We start from the raw sequence: 14,534 nt of genomic DNA, 5'->3' as shown, positions 1-14,534 counted from the left end.
AATCGAGTGCAGTACGTTTAATACTTTTCATAAAGAAACGCGCACGCCTGCAAAGTACAACAACACATTTCTCACAAATACTGTTGGAAATTTAATACCAAATTTATTATCACGTCTTAAATGCTTATTTTTCCTCGGCCATGCCGGGGTAGCGTAGGGTGGGATATACCAGGACGACGGAAAACCAACCTGGCAGCAGTGAGAATGCTCAGTGGAAGCGACAGGACGTGCAAGGGAATCGCTGTCGAAAACACCAAATTCCAGGCAAAAAAAATCCCAAGTAGCTGATGGAAACTTGGGATTTAAAAATGCATAAACCGTGGGAGGTGAACGCCCGGCAATAATACCGACCGGAGCAATCTGTAACAAGATATTTTTAAGCCTTTCGTCGGATCAAGCCGCGCCTAAGCCCTTCAATAACCACACTTTTTTAATGGATCCGATTATTCAAAGCGCCACTTTTTGGTGCAACAAACCCTAAGTTAAACAAACTTGCGCTGTTTAATTCCGCGATAAAAATAAGGGTATTGATTAAAAGTGCGTGGGCTTCTTCAAGTAATGCTCAGTCAAATGTTTGCACGGATCCACCAGCACCAATTCGTCCTGAGGCGTTGTACGCGAAACACTCGCCGCCTGACGGCATAACGCCAGGCGCTCCGCTGCTTCTTCCCGCTGCCGGTCCACCTGGGCATTGAGCCGCACGAAATACGCACCCAGCATCACCGCCACACACAGAACACCGACAACAAAATAGCGGAAGGCGTTGGATGGAGGGGGTTCCAGCTCACTCATACACTCATTGCACCTTGTGTTTCTGATAGCGAACATCATCGCCAAGCTTCTCACCGAGACGCTCAATTGTATGTAAATTGAAACACATGGGTTGTGTTGGATTTGTAAAACACCGTCAGTCCTGCTCACGCCGCCTGAACTGCCCCGGCGCCAGCCCGTGGGCCTTGCGAAAACACCGGGAAAAATAGGCCTCGTCGGTAAACCCGCAACGGTGCGCAATCGCACCAATCATCTGCGGGCTGTTGAGCAGCAGCGTGCGCGCCAGCTGCATGCGCCGGTCGAGCACCAGTTGGGAGAAAGGCTTGCCGGTTTCCTTGCGCAGCAGGTGGGTCAGGTAGTTGGGCGACAGGAAGGCCGCGGCCGCGGCATCGGTCAGGTTCAGCGACGGCTCGTGCAGATGCTCACGGATGTAGCCCTGGACCCGCGCCAGCGCATCCTTGCGGCCACGGCGGGTGGCGTTGTTGGCGGCAAAGGCCTGGAGCGGCTCGGCATACTGCTGGCACACCAGCCCGATCAACTGGAACAGGTAACCCTTGAGCCGCTCCCGGGCGCCGAAGCTGCGGTGGGCGTCCAGGGTGCGCATGTGTTCCAGCCAGGTTTTGACTTCCTCGAATGCCGCGTCCTCAAGGATGAAATCCAGTTGTTCCTGGAAGCGGAACGGCGACAGTTCCGGCGCCTGGCCAATGGGTATGTCTTCCAGGTCCAGCGGGTCGCAGGTCAGTTGCGGCAGGAAAAACCCCTGGCTGAAATTGATCAGCATGAAGTCGCCGTCTTCGGGATGGGGAATCACGTGCAGGCGATGGGGCAGGATAAAGGCCAGGGCCTTCTTCGGGAACGGGCGCACCGCACCGCCGATGTGCTGCACGGTGTCGCCGCCCAGGTTGATCTGGATCTGGAAGTATTCGTGGCGATGGGGACTGGTCAGCGCCGCCCTGCCCCGCTTGTCGCGGATGTAGAAGTCGGAGCGGTCGCTGCGCTGTTCCATGCCGTAGGTGGTGATGCGGGTGCCGGGCATACGTATTTCTCGAAGGGCCTGGCACCACTGTAGCGTCAACCCTGGCCGAGGGTGAAGCTCAGCTCCGCCAGGCCGTCGATTCCGGCGGTCACCACATCGCCCGGTTGCAAGGCGCCGACGCCCGCCGGGGTGCCGGTGAAGATCAGGTCGCCGGCCTTCAGCGCCACGGATCTGGACGCATGGCTGATGACCTCGCTGACCGACCAGATCTGGTCCGCCAGATCGCCCACTTGGCGCTGCTCGCCATTGACCTTGAGCCAGATACGCCCGCTGCCCGGATGGCCGACGGCACTCACCGGCCGCAACGCGGTGCAGGGTGCCGACTCATCGAAAGCCTTGGCCCATTCCCACGGACGAGAAGCCTTTTTCGCCAGGGCCTGGAGGTCGCGGCGGGTCAGATCAATGCCCAGGCCGTAACCCCAGATATGCGCGAAGGCGTCTTCCGGGGCGATGTCCACCCCGCCCTTGCCGATGGCTACCACCAACTCGACTTCATGGTGCAGGTCGGCGGTCAGGGGCGGATAGGCGATCACGCCTTCGGCAGGCACCACGGCATCGGCCGGTTTCATGAAGAAGAACGGCGGCTCGCGGTCCGGGTCGTGGCCCATTTCGCGGGCGTGCTCGCTGTAGTTGCGCCCGACGCAGAACACCCGGCGCAGAGGGAAGCGAGCGTCGTCGTCCTGAACTGCGAGGGACGGGATTTCATTCGGGGTGATGACGTAGCGTGTCATGGCATGTGCCTCTTCGGTTACCTGGGGCCAGTATGCGCACTGACTCCCGGGCGAAGTTGGACAGGCTTACGCAGATTTTGTACTGGGCGGTGCATCGATCACTTTGCCGACCGAACCCAACGCTGCTAGCCTCATCGCGCTTTCACTCACGATCCAGCAGAAAGGACTCTGATGAACATCATTCGCGCCGTCGCGCTCTTCGCCGCCTCATTGTTTTCGATGAACACGTCCGCCAAGGCCCCGCTCCCGGGATTCCAGTTGCCCAAGGCAGACTCGGAGTACGACGAGAAAGTATTGGCGGATATCAACAAAGTCGGCTGGCACCACGTGCACGTGCGTGCCGAAGACGGTGAGCCATCGTTTGCCTACTCCCTGGGGTTTTACGCAAACTTCGGCCAGCCGGAAATCATCGTATTCGGGCTGCCCCCACAGATTGCGCAGCAGCTGCTGAACATCACCGCGATCCGCTTTGCCGGCGCGAAAGCCGCCTATGAAACCTACAAGCCGTATGACGATATTGCCGAAGGCATGCGCATCGCATTCATTCCCGTGGCCCGCCAGCACTACCGCGAATACCTCGGTTATGCCGGCTGGTTCTACGCCTCGATCAAGGCCGACTTCCCCGCGCTGCAAATGGTCTGGCCGGACAAGCAAGGGCACTTCCCATGGGAGCCCGCCTACGATCAGTCATTCTCCAGGTTCCAGTTGCTGCTTGATAAGTAGGGGTTATTTACGCGCCAGCTTGTAGCGCAAACAGTCCTGGTAAAAACTTTGGCGAATCACCTCGGGCTTGACCCGCGAACGGCTGTCGTAGGTCTGCTCGGTGATGCCCATGGCCATCATGTGCATCCAGGGCTTCTTGAACTGGTAGGTCTTCAGTTTCTGGCGCGCGGCATACAGCGAGACGCCCGACAGCTTCAACTCCTGCGCCCGGGCCGCCGTGCCTGCCCCCCAGCTGCACATATACCGGTCGTTGTCCCGCAGCTCACGTGCCTGAACCGAAACCGCCCCACCCGCCAGGGAACAGGCGATCAGCATGATTCCAACATTGCGCATTTGCATCCCGCCTAACCACCTGAAAATAAAAGTGATTTTGGCGAGGATTTTGTTACAAAGGGGCCAGCAAATTGCCTTCTCGGTTAATTTACCGACACCAGTTTGAGACCGATCACACCTGCAAGGATCAGCACAATGCACAACACCCGCAACGGCGCGGTGGAATCCCCCAGCAACGCCATGCCCAGGATCGCCGTGCCGGCTGCGCCGATTCCGGTCCAGACCGCGTAGGCGCTGCCCACCGGCAGCGTGCGCAGCGCCGTCGAAAGCAGGATCACGCTGGAAACGCCGGTCACCACGGTGAGCAATCCAGGTGTGAATCGGGTGAAGCCATCCGAGGCCTTCATCGCGAACGCGAAGGCGATTTCAAGGATGCCGGCCAAGCCGAGAAGTAGCCATGCCATGGGGTGAACCCTCAGGAAATACAGTCGGTGTGTGGCGAGGGGCCCAGCCGCCCCGCCACAACGAATTGGCTTAAGCCTTGGCGGCCGCCGCCGGCGTGGTGCGGAAGGTGATGCCCAGGCGGTTGAAGGCGTTCATCAGTGCAATGCCGTAGGTGAGGTCGGCCAGTTCCTTGTCGCTGAACTCGGCGGCAGCCGCCGCGTAGTCAGCGTCCGAAACATCACTGGCGGTAACGGCTTGCGCAAACGCCAGCGCCACGCGCTCACGCTGGGTGAAGACCGCGCCAGCGTCGTGCCAGACCGGCACCAGCACCAGCTTGTCCACGGCCAGGCCTTGCTTGAGCAGGTCCCGCGAGTGCATGTCGATGCAAAAGGCGCAGCCGTTGACCTGGGAAACCCGCAAGTAGACCAGGTCGATCAGTTCCTTGGACAGGCCACTGTTTTGCAGATAGACGTAAACCCCGCCGAACGCTTTGTAACCTTCAGGGGAAGCCTTGGAGTAGTCGAGACGCGTTGTCATGGTGAAGTCCTGTAGCAGTTGGATGAAGCCGCCATCTTGCGGCGCCATGGCCTACCCCAAAAGATCCATGAACTGGCTTGAACAATAGGCCATGAATGCGCCGCCATGGCCTACTCTGAATCTTGATTCTTGGCTCTTTGGCCTGGGTCATGGGGTTCGTAGACTGAAGGCCATCCATCCAGGAAGCACCGCACCATGAATATCCTCCATGTCAGCGCCAGCCCTCGCGGGCAAGCGTCGGAAAGCAACGCGCTCTCCCACAAGATCATCGAATGCCTGCGCCAGCGGCACCCGGCCGCCGAGGTGGTGCAGCGCCTGATCGCTGGAAATGCCCTGGCACCGGTGGACGAGCCTTACGCAACGTCCCAGCAGTCGCTGGTGGACGTCTCCCAAGAGGGTTCGATGGCCCAGTCCGAACGGCTGGTCCGGGAAGTGGAGCTGGCGGATATCGTGGTGATCGCCACCCCCATGCATAACTATTCGGTGCCTGCGGCCCTCAAGCTGTGGCTCGATCACATTGCGCGGGTGCGCCGCACCTTCGATATCTCGGCCCAGGGCAAGATCGGCTTGTTGCAGGACCGGCCAGTGTTCGTGGCCGTGGCCTCGGGCGGGCGATTTTCCGGGGCGCGTGCGCACCAGCCGGATTTCCTGACGCCATACCTGAAAACCATCCTGGGCATGATCGGCCTGCATGACGTGACCTTCTTCACCGTCGAAGGCACCGCTTCACGCCCGGAAAACCTGGCCCAGACCCGCCTCCAGACCGACCAGGCGCTGCACGACTACTTCGCCACCTGAACAGGACCCACCACCGGATGAGCACCTCGATCAAAGCCCTTTCACCGCTGGACGCCGGCGCTTCGGAGCCGATCTATCGGCAACTGTACTGGCGGTTCCGCAGCGCAATTGCCGACGGGCTGCTCAAGCCGGGCGAACGCATACCCGCGGCCCGGGCCCTGGCCAAGGAACTGGGGCTGGCCCGGGGCACCATCGACACCGCGTATTCGCTGCTGGCAGCCGAAGGCTATATCCAGGCCCGTGGCCAGGCCGGCACCGTGGTGGCTGAAGGGATCAAGGCCAGCCTGCCGGAGCGCCCCACCGCCATCAGCGACCACAATGCCGTGAGGCAAAAAGCCGCCGTGCTACCGTTTCAAATGGGCCTGCCGGCACTGGATGCGTTCCCGCGCAAGATCTGGTCGAAAATCGCCGCCCGTTGCGTGCGTGCCACCCAGGTCGCAGACATGGCCAACCCGTGCGTCTACGGCCTGAACTCCCTGCGCACGGCGATTGCCAGCTACTTGCAGATGGCGCGGGGCATCCACTGCTCACCTGCGCAAGTCTTCGTCACCTCGGGCTATCGCAATACGCTCGGCCTGATCGCCCACGCACTGCTGGAACCGGGCGACCGGGTGCTTTTGGAAGACCCGGGCTACCTGTTCACCCGGCCATTGCTGGATTACCTGAATATCAAGGCTATACCGGTGCCGGTGGACCAGGACGGCATGCAGGTATCCCAGGCCGTGCAACAGGGCAAAGGCGCCCGCGCGGTGGTGGTCACGCCGGCCCATCAAAGCCCGCTGTGTGTCTCGCTGTCCTTGCCCCGGCGCCTGGAACTGCTGGATTGGGCCAGCCGCCAGCAGGCGTGGATCATCGAAGACGACTACGACGGCGAATACCGCTACGTGAGCCGCCCGCTGCCGGCCCTCAAGAGCCTGGACCGCGACGGCCGGGTGCTCTACGCCGGGACGTTCAGCAAGGTGCTGTTTCCGGGGATCCGCCTCGCCTATCTGGTGGTGCCCGACGCGCAGGTGGAGCGCTTCGAACACGTCAGCCAGACCTTCCTCGGCGGTTGCCCGGAGCTGACCCAGGCGATCGTCGCGACGTTCATGGCCGAAGGGCATTTTGCGCGGCATATCCAGCGTATGCGCAAACTCTACGGTGAGCGTCGGGAGGCCACGGCCAGGGGGCTGCGCAAAGCCCTGGGCGAGCAGATTTCGATTGATGCCCAACCGGGCGGAATGCACTTGATCCTGCGCCTGAACGCGCAACAGTCAGACCGCCTGTGCGTAGAGCGCCTGGCGCAGGCGGGCATTTATGCAGAGGCCCTGAGCGACTGGAATATTCAAGGCCAGACCGGCCCCGGGCTGTTGCTGGGCTTTGCCAATATCGAATCCGAGGCGGTCGCCGAAGCCCTGGGAAAACGCATCCTGAATGCACTCATGGCCTGATCGGCGAACGCTCTGGTTTTTGGCCTTGGCGCTGCTGCTCCCGAATCCTTTCGCCAAGGCCTTTTTTATTTACCACTGATACGTGGCACTCGCCTGCACGGTGCGCTGTGAGCCATACCAGCACCACGAGTAGGAATAGCAGGACGCGACATACTCTTTATTCGCAAGGTTGGTGGCGTTCACCGCAAGGCGCAGGTTGTCACCCTGGCGATTGATGTGCGGAATGTCGTAGTGCACCGCCGCATCAAACAAGGTGTAGCCCGGCACTTTCAGGGTGTTGGCGGTATCGCCCCACGATGAGCCGACATAACGCGCACCGGCCCCCACGCCGAAGCCTTTCAGCGTGCCGTCGTGCAGGGTGTAGTCCGCCCAGGCCGAGGCGGTATGGCGCGGTACGGCGTAGGTGGTGGTGCCTTCGGCCGCGATCGCCGGGCCCACGCCGATGTCGCTGATGGGCGCATAACGCACGGTGTTGTTGGACTTGCTGATGCGGTTATCCAGGTAGGCGTAGGCTGCGGTGATGTCCAGGTTGTCGTTCAGGCTGGCCTTGCCTTCCAGTTCGAAGCCACGGGACTGCACTTCGCCGTCCTGGATCTGGCAGCGCGAGCCGTTGCACAGGTGGGAAGCGTCCGGGTCCAGCGTCGGCACATTGGTCTGGCGCAGGTCGAAGATGGCCGCGGTGATAAAGCTGTTGCTGCCCGGCGGCTGGTACTTGATGCCGATTTCCGTCTGTTTGCCTTCGGTGGGCTGGAACGTCGAACCGCCGTAGCCCGTGCCGGATTGCGGCTGGAAGGATTCCGAATAGCTGACGTAAGGCGCCAAGCCGTTATCGAACAGGTAGACCAGGCCCAGGCGGCCGGTAAAGGCCTTGCTGTCCTGGGAAGACTTGGTCTTCTTCTGGGTAGTCATGGCCAGGGTGCTGTTGTCGGTGGTGGCCCAGTCATAGCGCCCGCCCATCAACAACACCCATTTGTCCCACTTCATCTGTTCCTGCAGGTACACGCCGGTTTGCTCGCTGCGGGAAGTAGCGTCGCTGGTGTAGGCCGGCACCGGCACTGCGGCGCCATAAACCGGGTCGAAAATATCCAGCGTAGGGCCGGCGGTGTACACGCCGCTGCCCGACTTGGTGTCGGTGCTGGTGTTCTGGTAATCGGCGCCCATCAGCACGGTGTGCTGCAGCGGGCCGGTGTCGAATCTGGCCTGCAACTGGTTGTCGAGGGCGTAGGCGTCGATGTTCACGTCACTGGCAATGGTAGAGCGTCGGATGGTGCGGTAATCGCTCTCCAGGTAATTGCTGTAGAGACTGCGGTATTGCCCTTCGCTGCGCAGGTAGCGGGCGTTCTGGCGCACGGTCCAGACATCGTTGAAGTGGTGCTCGAAGGCGTAGCCGATGGAGTAATACTCGCGGTCACTCTTCTCGAAGCTCTTCTCGCCGTCGTAGAAATCCACGTCGATCTTGCGCCCGGTCGGGCTGTGCAATACCGAGCCCCAGGCCGGCATCGAACCGTAGGACGCCCCCTTGGGGTCCTTCTGGAAATGCCCGAGCAAGGTCAGCGACGTGTTGTCGTCCGGGCGCCAGGTGAAGGCGGTGGACAGGGACTGGCGACGGGTTTCGGTGTGGTCGATCTGCCCGTCGGCATCGTCGAACAGGCCGGCGACGCGGTAGGAATATACGCCTTGATCGTCCAGCGGGCCGCTCAAGTCAAAGGTGGTGCGTTTCTTGTTGAAAGTGCCGTACTCGACGCCGACTTCATGGAACGGCGTGTCCAGCGGGCGCTTGCTGACCATGTTGATCACACCACTGGGCGTGCCCTGCCCGTACAGCACCGACGCCGGCCCGCGCAGTACTTCGACGCGCTCCAGGTCGAAGGCGTCTTTCTGCGGCAACGCATCCCGGCTTGAGGGCATGCGCAGGCCGTCGAGGTAGGTGGCCGGGGCGAAGCCACGGATGGTCAACTGGTCGAGGCGCGAGGCGGTGGAGCCACGGGTTTCCGGGATCACGGCGGCGCTGTAGCGCAGGATCTGGTTGAGGCTCTCGGCGTTCTGCGCGCGCATCTGGTCTTTGGTGACCACGGAGATCGACTGCGGGGTTTCGATCAGCGCAGTGTCGGTCTTGGTCCCCGACAGGCTGCGGGTGGCCACGTAGCCGGACACCGGGCCGGTGGGGCTTTGCGCCTGGTACGCGCCGCTGATGGTGGTGGCCTGCAATTCCATGGCGCCATCGCTGGGCGGGATGGCTTCGAGGCGGTAGCGGTTGTCGGCGATCTTCAGGGCTTGCAGGCCGCTGCCGGCCAACAGTTGGGCCAGTGCGGCGTCGGTGCTGTACTGCCCGTTCAGGCCATTGCTGCGCTTGCCGCGCGTCAGGCTCGAATCAAACGCCAATACCAGGCCCGCCTGTTCGGCGAGGCTGTTGAGGGCTTGGCTCAGGTCGCCGGCGGGAATGGCGAACGCGGCGCTTTCAGCAGCAAAGGACGCTTGAATGGTCAGCAGGGGTACGGCGGCAAAAGCCATCGCCACTGAAAGGGCCAGTGGCTGTAAGGGACGAGCAAGGCGCGACATGAGAAGTCCTGGAAAATGGGGTTCTATTAGTCATGACGGCCATGTCGGAAAATCGGGTATGAATGAGAGCAGTTTTTATTCAGGTTTTTTACAGCGGCTTGATCACCACCACCAAATCCGTGAAGTACTCCACCCTGATCGGCAGGTTATCCGCCAGTGACGCCAGTGCCGCGCCGGTGTCATCGAGCTTGAACACCCCCGACACGCGCATCCCTTTCAGTGCCTGCGGGTCGAAGCGCACCAGGCCGTGGCGGTAACCGGCGAGGGTTTGCAGGACGTCACTCAGGGGTTGGTCGTCGACCTTGAGCAGGCCGCGGGTCCAGGCATCCGGGTCGGCATTGCCGATGGCTTGCGGCTCGCCGGCCTGTCCGTCCTTGAGCGTGGACTTCTGCCCTGCCGGCACTTTCACCTCGCCTGCGCGGCTGCCTTTGACGGCCACGGTGGACTCGATCACGCTGACCACGGTGGAGCCATCCTCGGCCTTGCGCACCAGGAACCGCGTGCCCAACGCCGTGGCCGTGCCCTGGTCGGTGTGCACCACGAACGGCCGTTGCGCGTCCTTGGCCACCTCGACCCACATCTCGCCCTGCAACAATTCGATCACCCGTTGGTGGCCGTCGAACTTCACGTCCAGCGCCGAGTTGCTGTTGAGCTGTACCTGGCTGCCGTCCGTCAGTGCCACCTGACGGCGTTCACCGATGCTGGTGCGCTGGTCGGCCATCCACACCGGCATCCGCTCAAAGCCTGCCCAGCCGCACAGCAACACACCCAGTAACGCGAGGGCCTGGGTGCCTCGGGCAGCAAACCGTGGTTTTTGCGGGGCAAACGCGCGGTTCAGGGCAATGCGTGCCGGGGCGGCGGGCAATGCGTCGAGGCTGCCCCACAGGCTGCGCATGCGCTCAATGGCGACGGCATTCCGTGGGTCGGCCTGGCGCCAACGCTCGAAGGCGGCGCGGTCGGCCTCGGTCACGGCGTCATCGTGCAACAACGTCAGCCAGCGGGCCGCTTCACTGATGATCTGCTCGGAACTCACGACAGCGGGTCCGCCCCGTGCAGGGTGTGATAGCAGTGCACCAACGCGCTGGAAATGTAGTTCTTCACCGTGCTGGATGACACCTGCAGTTGATCGGCGATTTCGCTGTAGGTCAGCCCGTCGAGGCGGCTGAGCAGGAAGGCTTCGCGAGCCTTGGCGGGCAAGCCGGTGAGCATCTCGGCAATCCGTTCCAGGGCCTGGAGGGCCACATGAATTGCCGCAGGGTCAGGCATGCCGGCGTCTTCGCTCTGAATCGCCAGGGCTTCCATGTAGGCCTTTTCGATCCGCCGCCGACGTGCGCCATCAATCATCAGGCGCCCCGCCGTCGTCGCCAGAAAGGCCCGGGGTTCCTTGATGGTGTGGGGTTCGGCCAGCAGCAGGATGCGGATAAACGCGTCGTGAGCCAGGTCGGCGGCATGTTGCGAACAGCCGAGTTTCTTGCGCAGCCAACCGTGCAACCAGGAATGATGGTCGCTGTAGAGGGCGGTGATGGTCTGCTGGCGACGGGCTATATCACCTTCAGCGACAGGAAAGTCATGCATGCGCAAAAATTTCTCAAACAAGAAAGATTACCAATTGCGCGAACGATGACAGTAAAACGAGAGAGGAGCAAGTCCAGGCCTTCATGGGTGATGTGCGGTCAGCCGAACGAGAGATAGGCGGCAGGTCTTTAAAACTATTCACTTAGTTAAAACAACCATGAGTCAACAGGCACTCCCGTGCCTGCCAACTTAATGAAGAGGATAATTAACGACCAACTTCTACAGCAAGGTGATTACTTGCAACCAATCCTCTGCGGCAATTGCCCTTGCTTTGACTTAAGTGCCACTTGCACGGCTTGCGGCAACTCACTCCAGAATGTCAGCCCGGAACGTTGTTCAATCTGTTCCACCGTTGCGCGGTAATCACAGAAGTTGGCGCCTTTGGGTGCTTCCTGATTCATGATGAAGGAAGCGTAAAGTCCGTCTTGCGGCGACTTGCCCACGGAAACAATCTTCCAGTAACCGCTGGGGATCGTGTGGACCTTATTCGTGCCCGGCAAAGTACCGATGAATTTCTCATACAGCGGGCCGGTCATCACATACACCTCATCCACCGTCGCGTCCTGGCTCAGTTTGCGCTCCTGATCCTCCAGGTGTGCCCACGGCCCCTGGTTCAGATCGGACTTTTGCGGGGTGATGTTGGACAGGTAATTGAGGGTCTGCCAATCGGCCACGCCGGCCATCGACGCGAGGTTGGCCTGGTGCCCGCGGTCGACCTTCAGCGCCACGTTGGCACCGTTATAGTCAACCGGGTCAAGGGTTTCGCCCGCCGGGATGTCGGGGTCGGTCTGCCAATTGCGCGGGCGCCCGCTGGCCGGTGTGGACTTGGTAATCCGGTAGGCCACCCAGTTGGCAAACTTGGTCGAGGCGTTGTTATTGAGGGTGTAGGCCAGGCGATTCAACGTCAGCGGCCCACCGCCGGAAGGGCAACCCTCGGAGCAGTTATCGACCGTGGTGGCCTGCTCCAGCGGTACCTGGATGGCGCGCTCCGGCACCTGTGAAGGCTGGGTGCTGATACAGCCCGCCATCAGCGGCACCCACAACAACGCGACGTATTTGAACAGTGCTTTCCTTTGCATGGTAATACTCCATCTACAACAGATTAATTAAGTTTAAGTTGATAAAACGGGCGCAATTGATCCCAACATTACGTAAGCCACCCTGAATAAAAGGACAGCCTATAAAGTCGATGACTGGATAACTGTGCTTGCGCGTACGGCGACATTCCATGTGCGTACCCGCTTAACTACCCGCGCCGATGGCGCCAGCAACTAACTGCTCATGAACAATGATCTTTCAGTTGAGCAGGCTTTATCTTATACACGCAATTGTTACAAAAAAACCAGCGCTAAAAGCAAAAAAATCAGGCCGTAAAACCCGATCCAATGTGGGAGCCGGGCTTGCCCGCGATGCAGGCGACTCGGTGTTTCAGTAACACCGAGGTGATGCTATCGCAGGCAAGCCAGCTCCTACATTTGACCTTCGCCCGGCTTACTAGCGCCAGCTCCAGGAAACCCCGGTGTACACGCCCATGCCATCCCCCGGCGTAGACCGCGCCACATCCATCCCCTTGTCGTCATAACCCGGCGTGACCGTATTCGCGTAACGCCGATTGGTCAGGTTGCGCAGGTCGACCCAGGCTTGCCAGTCGTGCTTCGGCGCGTCATACCCAAGCGTCGCACCGAGCAGCGTGTAGGCCGCCGCGTAGTAGGAATTGGCATAGTCCACCGCCACCCGCGATGAATGCTCGCCATTGAGGCTGGTGTAGAAACCACTCGGGTGGCTGTAGCGCAGTTGCGCCTGGTAGTAGTGCTTGGGGACGCCGGGCAAGGTGTTGTCGCCGAAGCGGTCGTCGTTGCGGTAGTGGAAGTCGCTGTAGGTATAGGCCTGGCGCAAGGCAAGCTGGCCGGTGCGGCCGCCGTCCCACAGCGGGCTGATCAGGCTCAGTTCCAGGCCTTGGTGCACGGTGGGGCTGGCGTTGGATTCGGCAACGACCGCGGACGTGGTGGACGTCGCGGCCTGGGTTTCGACACTGAGCAGTTCGTGGCGCACCTCGGAACGGTACAGCGCCAGGTCCCACTGGCCGAACCACTCTTCACCGCGGCCACCGACTTCCAGGGTGGTGGCGGTCTGGTTTTTCAGTTTCACACCTTCACGCTGTAACCCGCTCGCCGGGCCACTGTTTGCCGGGAAATACTTGTTGGAGCCCCAGATCATCGACCACGCATGAGGCGGCTCAACCGAACGACTCAGGTTGCCGTACACCTGCAGTTGCGGGCTGAAGTCATAGCGCAGGCCGACCCGTGGCGCGTAATCCCAATCGTGCTGGCTGACGGGTGTGTGGGTTTGCGGGTAGCTGACTTCGGTTTCGCGGCGGGTATAGATCGCCGCCAGCCCGGTGGTCAGCCAAAGGTCCGGCACCAGCTCCAGGTCATTGCCGATATGCAGCACGGTGTCGGAACCCAGGTAGCTATAGTCGCGGGTCTTGGTGCCGGGCGCGTAGCCCGCCGTATTGCCGGTGGGGATCCGCACGAATTCCGAGCCACCGTTATTCGGCATGGCCTGGGTGGTACGCAGGCCGAGGGTGGTCTTGCTGTCGCGCCCGAACAACGTGTCCTGGCGGATGTAATTCACGGTGCCGCTGACGTCGGTGTACGCGACCTTGAGGCGGTTGGTGCCTTCGCGCAGGTCCATCGGGTAGTCGTGATACGCCAGCCCGACCTCGATCCGGGCGTTGTCGTCCAGGTGCAAGGTGGTTTTGTTGGCGATCCAGGTCGAGCCCGGTTGCGTGCGTTTCGAGTCCCGCGTCAGGTTGAGCGCGGCAGCGGCGCGCGGGTCGTGGCTGATCTGGTCGCGGGTCAGCTTGCCGGGGGAGTCGTTGTCGGTTTCTCGGTAGCGAAAGTAGAAGCGGGTTTCCAGGTCAGGGTTGAAGCGATAGCCGAAGTTGGCCGCCATGCCTTTGCCGCTGCCGGCGCTGTGGTTCTGGAAGCCATCATAGTGCGAGTCGGTGAGGCTGATGTAGTAGTCGGCATCCCCCAGCACTTGCCCCGAGCTGATCTCCCGCTGGGCGTAGCCATGGCTGCCGGCCTCGTAGCGCACCTGCAATTTGGGAGCGTCGTAGCCGGTGTGGGTGACGTAGTTGACCGCCCCGCCCAGGGCCAGTGCACCTCGGTCAAAACCGTTGGCGCCGCGCAGCACTTCCACCCGGCAGAGCCACAACGGGTCCTTGAGTTCGTAGGGCGTGCCGCCGGGGCCGGTCAGCGGCAGGCCGTCAAAGGTCTCGTACAGGCCGGAGGCGTGAGCGCCCGGGCCGCGGTTGATGCCCGAGCCACGAATGGAAAGCTTCACCCCTTCGTTGTTCGCCGCCTTGGCGTATACGCCGGCCTGGTACTTGAACACGTCTTCGTTGGTGCTTACCCGGCCCTGATCAACGCTGCCCATGTCGATGTAATTGGTGGCGCCGGGCACGCTCTTGAGCTCGGCCTGGGCCAACTCGTCGGCGCTGACCTCGGAGCCGCTGACTTCAACGGGGGCCAGTTGCAGCGTGTCGTCGGCCTGGGTCACGGGGCTGAAGCTCAGGGCGGCGCCAAAGCCCAGCAAGGGCCAGGCTTTTCGGGCGGGGAACAAAAACGCGGGGGGCATGGGGGTAAATCCTTG

The 14,534-nt window shown here is 61.4% G+C and carries 14 protein-coding genes; 3 read left to right on the top strand and 11 right to left on the bottom strand.

All coding sequences use genetic code 11. From position 1 onward, the window contains the following. Positions 1-531: 531 nt before the first annotated feature. The 3 genes from M2400_RS22185 to M2400_RS22175 form a co-directional block, all read right to left on the bottom strand. A complete protein-coding gene (locus tag M2400_RS22185; protein WP_177112981.1) occupies positions 532-792 on the bottom strand; it encodes a hypothetical protein in 261 nt (86 codons plus the stop codon). Positions 793-907: 115 nt separating this feature from the next. Further along, positions 908-1,807, bottom strand: a complete 900-nt coding sequence (locus tag M2400_RS22180) for an AraC family transcriptional regulator (RefSeq protein WP_177042607.1) — start codon at positions 1,805-1,807, stop codon at positions 908-910. Positions 1,808-1,842: 35 nt separating this feature from the next. Then, positions 1,843-2,538: a fumarylacetoacetate hydrolase family protein gene (locus tag M2400_RS22175; protein WP_259198987.1), complete on the bottom strand. Its 696-nt coding sequence runs from the start codon at positions 2,536-2,538 to the stop codon at positions 1,843-1,845. Positions 2,539-2,709: 171 nt separating this feature from the next. Between M2400_RS22175 and M2400_RS22170 the strand changes: the two genes are divergently transcribed. Beyond that, positions 2,710-3,261: a DUF4262 domain-containing protein gene (locus M2400_RS22170; protein ID WP_259198988.1), complete on the top strand. Its 552-nt coding sequence runs from the start codon at positions 2,710-2,712 to the stop codon at positions 3,259-3,261. A gap of 3 nt (positions 3,262-3,264) precedes the next feature. Here M2400_RS22170 and M2400_RS22165 read toward each other — a convergent pair whose 3' ends face one another. The 3 genes from M2400_RS22165 to M2400_RS22155 all read right to left on the bottom strand — a co-directional run bounded on the left by M2400_RS22165 (position 3,265) and on the right by M2400_RS22155 (position 4,515). Beyond that, on the bottom strand, positions 3,265-3,594 hold the full coding sequence (locus M2400_RS22165; RefSeq protein ID WP_177042609.1) for a hypothetical protein: 330 nt from the start codon (positions 3,592-3,594) through the stop codon (positions 3,265-3,267). 83 nt (positions 3,595-3,677) lie between these two features. After that, positions 3,678-3,998: a multidrug efflux SMR transporter gene (locus tag M2400_RS22160; RefSeq protein ID WP_177120173.1), complete on the bottom strand. Its 321-nt coding sequence runs from the start codon at positions 3,996-3,998 to the stop codon at positions 3,678-3,680. Between the two features lie 70 nt (positions 3,999-4,068). Further along, entirely contained in the window at positions 4,069-4,515 is a 447-nt protein-coding gene (locus M2400_RS22155; RefSeq protein ID WP_177042611.1) for a carboxymuconolactone decarboxylase family protein, read from the bottom strand. A gap of 195 nt (positions 4,516-4,710) precedes the next feature. On the opposite strand from M2400_RS22155, the gene M2400_RS22150 reads away from it, so the two are divergent. Both M2400_RS22150 and M2400_RS22145 read left to right on the top strand, forming a co-directional pair. Further along, on the top strand, positions 4,711-5,313 hold the full coding sequence (locus M2400_RS22150; RefSeq protein WP_259198989.1) for an FMN-dependent NADH-azoreductase: 603 nt from the start codon (positions 4,711-4,713) through the stop codon (positions 5,311-5,313). A 17-nt stretch (positions 5,314-5,330) separates the two neighbouring features. After that, on the top strand, positions 5,331-6,743 hold the full coding sequence (locus tag M2400_RS22145) for a PLP-dependent aminotransferase family protein (RefSeq protein ID WP_259198990.1): 1,413 nt from the start codon (positions 5,331-5,333) through the stop codon (positions 6,741-6,743). Between the two features lie 69 nt (positions 6,744-6,812). On the opposite strand, the gene M2400_RS22140 is transcribed toward M2400_RS22145, so the two are convergent. The 5 genes from M2400_RS22140 to M2400_RS22120 form a co-directional block, all read right to left on the bottom strand. Then, a complete protein-coding gene (locus M2400_RS22140; RefSeq protein WP_177120171.1) occupies positions 6,813-9,302 on the bottom strand; it encodes a TonB-dependent siderophore receptor in 2,490 nt (829 codons plus the stop codon). Between the two features lie 88 nt (positions 9,303-9,390). Continuing rightward, positions 9,391-10,335 (bottom strand): FecR family protein, encoded by a 945-nt coding sequence (locus tag M2400_RS22135; RefSeq protein ID WP_259198991.1) that lies wholly within the window; start codon positions 10,333-10,335, stop codon positions 9,391-9,393. Continuing rightward, positions 10,332-10,877, bottom strand: coding sequence for a sigma-70 family RNA polymerase sigma factor (locus M2400_RS22130; protein ID WP_177042616.1), 546 nt, complete (start codon positions 10,875-10,877; stop codon positions 10,332-10,334). Before M2400_RS22130 ends, M2400_RS22135 begins: the two co-directional genes overlap by 4 nt. A gap of 233 nt (positions 10,878-11,110) precedes the next feature. Continuing rightward, the gene (locus M2400_RS22125; RefSeq protein WP_177120169.1) at positions 11,111-11,956 is read right to left on the bottom strand and encodes a DNA/RNA non-specific endonuclease; all 846 of its coding nucleotides are present in this window, start codon (positions 11,954-11,956) and stop codon (positions 11,111-11,113) included. 415 nt (positions 11,957-12,371) lie between these two features. Further along, positions 12,372-14,519: a TonB-dependent receptor domain-containing protein gene (locus M2400_RS22120; RefSeq protein ID WP_259198992.1), complete on the bottom strand. Its 2,148-nt coding sequence runs from the start codon at positions 14,517-14,519 to the stop codon at positions 12,372-12,374. Positions 14,520-14,534 lie beyond the last annotated feature (15 nt).

The sequence above is a fragment of the Pseudomonas sp. BIGb0558 genome, assembly GCF_024807515.1.
GTDB lineage: Bacteria > Pseudomonadota > Gammaproteobacteria > Pseudomonadales > Pseudomonadaceae > Aquipseudomonas > Aquipseudomonas yamanorum_A.
The sequence above is the reverse complement of the archived record's forward strand: the minus strand, read 5'-3'. Positions and strand labels throughout refer to the sequence as shown.

Coding starts and splice junctions, on each gene's coding strand:
- M2400_RS22125 (WP_177120169.1), bottom strand. CDS start 11,956: ATGCAAAGGAAAGCACTGTTCAAATACGTCGCGTTGTTGTGGGTGCCG.
- M2400_RS22120 (WP_259198992.1), bottom strand. CDS start 14,519: ATGCCCCCCGCGTTTTTGTTCCCCGCCCGAAAAGCCTGGCCCTTGCTG.
- M2400_RS22150 (WP_259198989.1), top strand. CDS start 4,711: ATGAATATCCTCCATGTCAGCGCCAGCCCTCGCGGGCAAGCGTCGGAA.
- M2400_RS22180 (WP_177042607.1), bottom strand. CDS start 1,807: ATGCCCGGCACCCGCATCACCACCTACGGCATGGAACAGCGCAGCGAC.
- M2400_RS22165 (WP_177042609.1), bottom strand. CDS start 3,594: ATGCGCAATGTTGGAATCATGCTGATCGCCTGTTCCCTGGCGGGTGGG.
- M2400_RS22175 (WP_259198987.1), bottom strand. CDS start 2,538: ATGACACGCTACGTCATCACCCCGAATGAAATCCCGTCCCTCGCAGTT.
- M2400_RS22130 (WP_177042616.1), bottom strand. CDS start 10,877: ATGCATGACTTTCCTGTCGCTGAAGGTGATATAGCCCGTCGCCAGCAG.
- M2400_RS22155 (WP_177042611.1), bottom strand. CDS start 4,515: ATGACAACGCGTCTCGACTACTCCAAGGCTTCCCCTGAAGGTTACAAA.
- M2400_RS22170 (WP_259198988.1), top strand. CDS start 2,710: ATGAACATCATTCGCGCCGTCGCGCTCTTCGCCGCCTCATTGTTTTCG.
- M2400_RS22145 (WP_259198990.1), top strand. CDS start 5,331: ATGAGCACCTCGATCAAAGCCCTTTCACCGCTGGACGCCGGCGCTTCG.
- M2400_RS22160 (WP_177120173.1), bottom strand. CDS start 3,998: ATGGCATGGCTACTTCTCGGCTTGGCCGGCATCCTTGAAATCGCCTTC.
- M2400_RS22185 (WP_177112981.1), bottom strand. CDS start 792: ATGAGTGAGCTGGAACCCCCTCCATCCAACGCCTTCCGCTATTTTGTT.
- M2400_RS22140 (WP_177120171.1), bottom strand. CDS start 9,302: ATGTCGCGCCTTGCTCGTCCCTTACAGCCACTGGCCCTTTCAGTGGCG.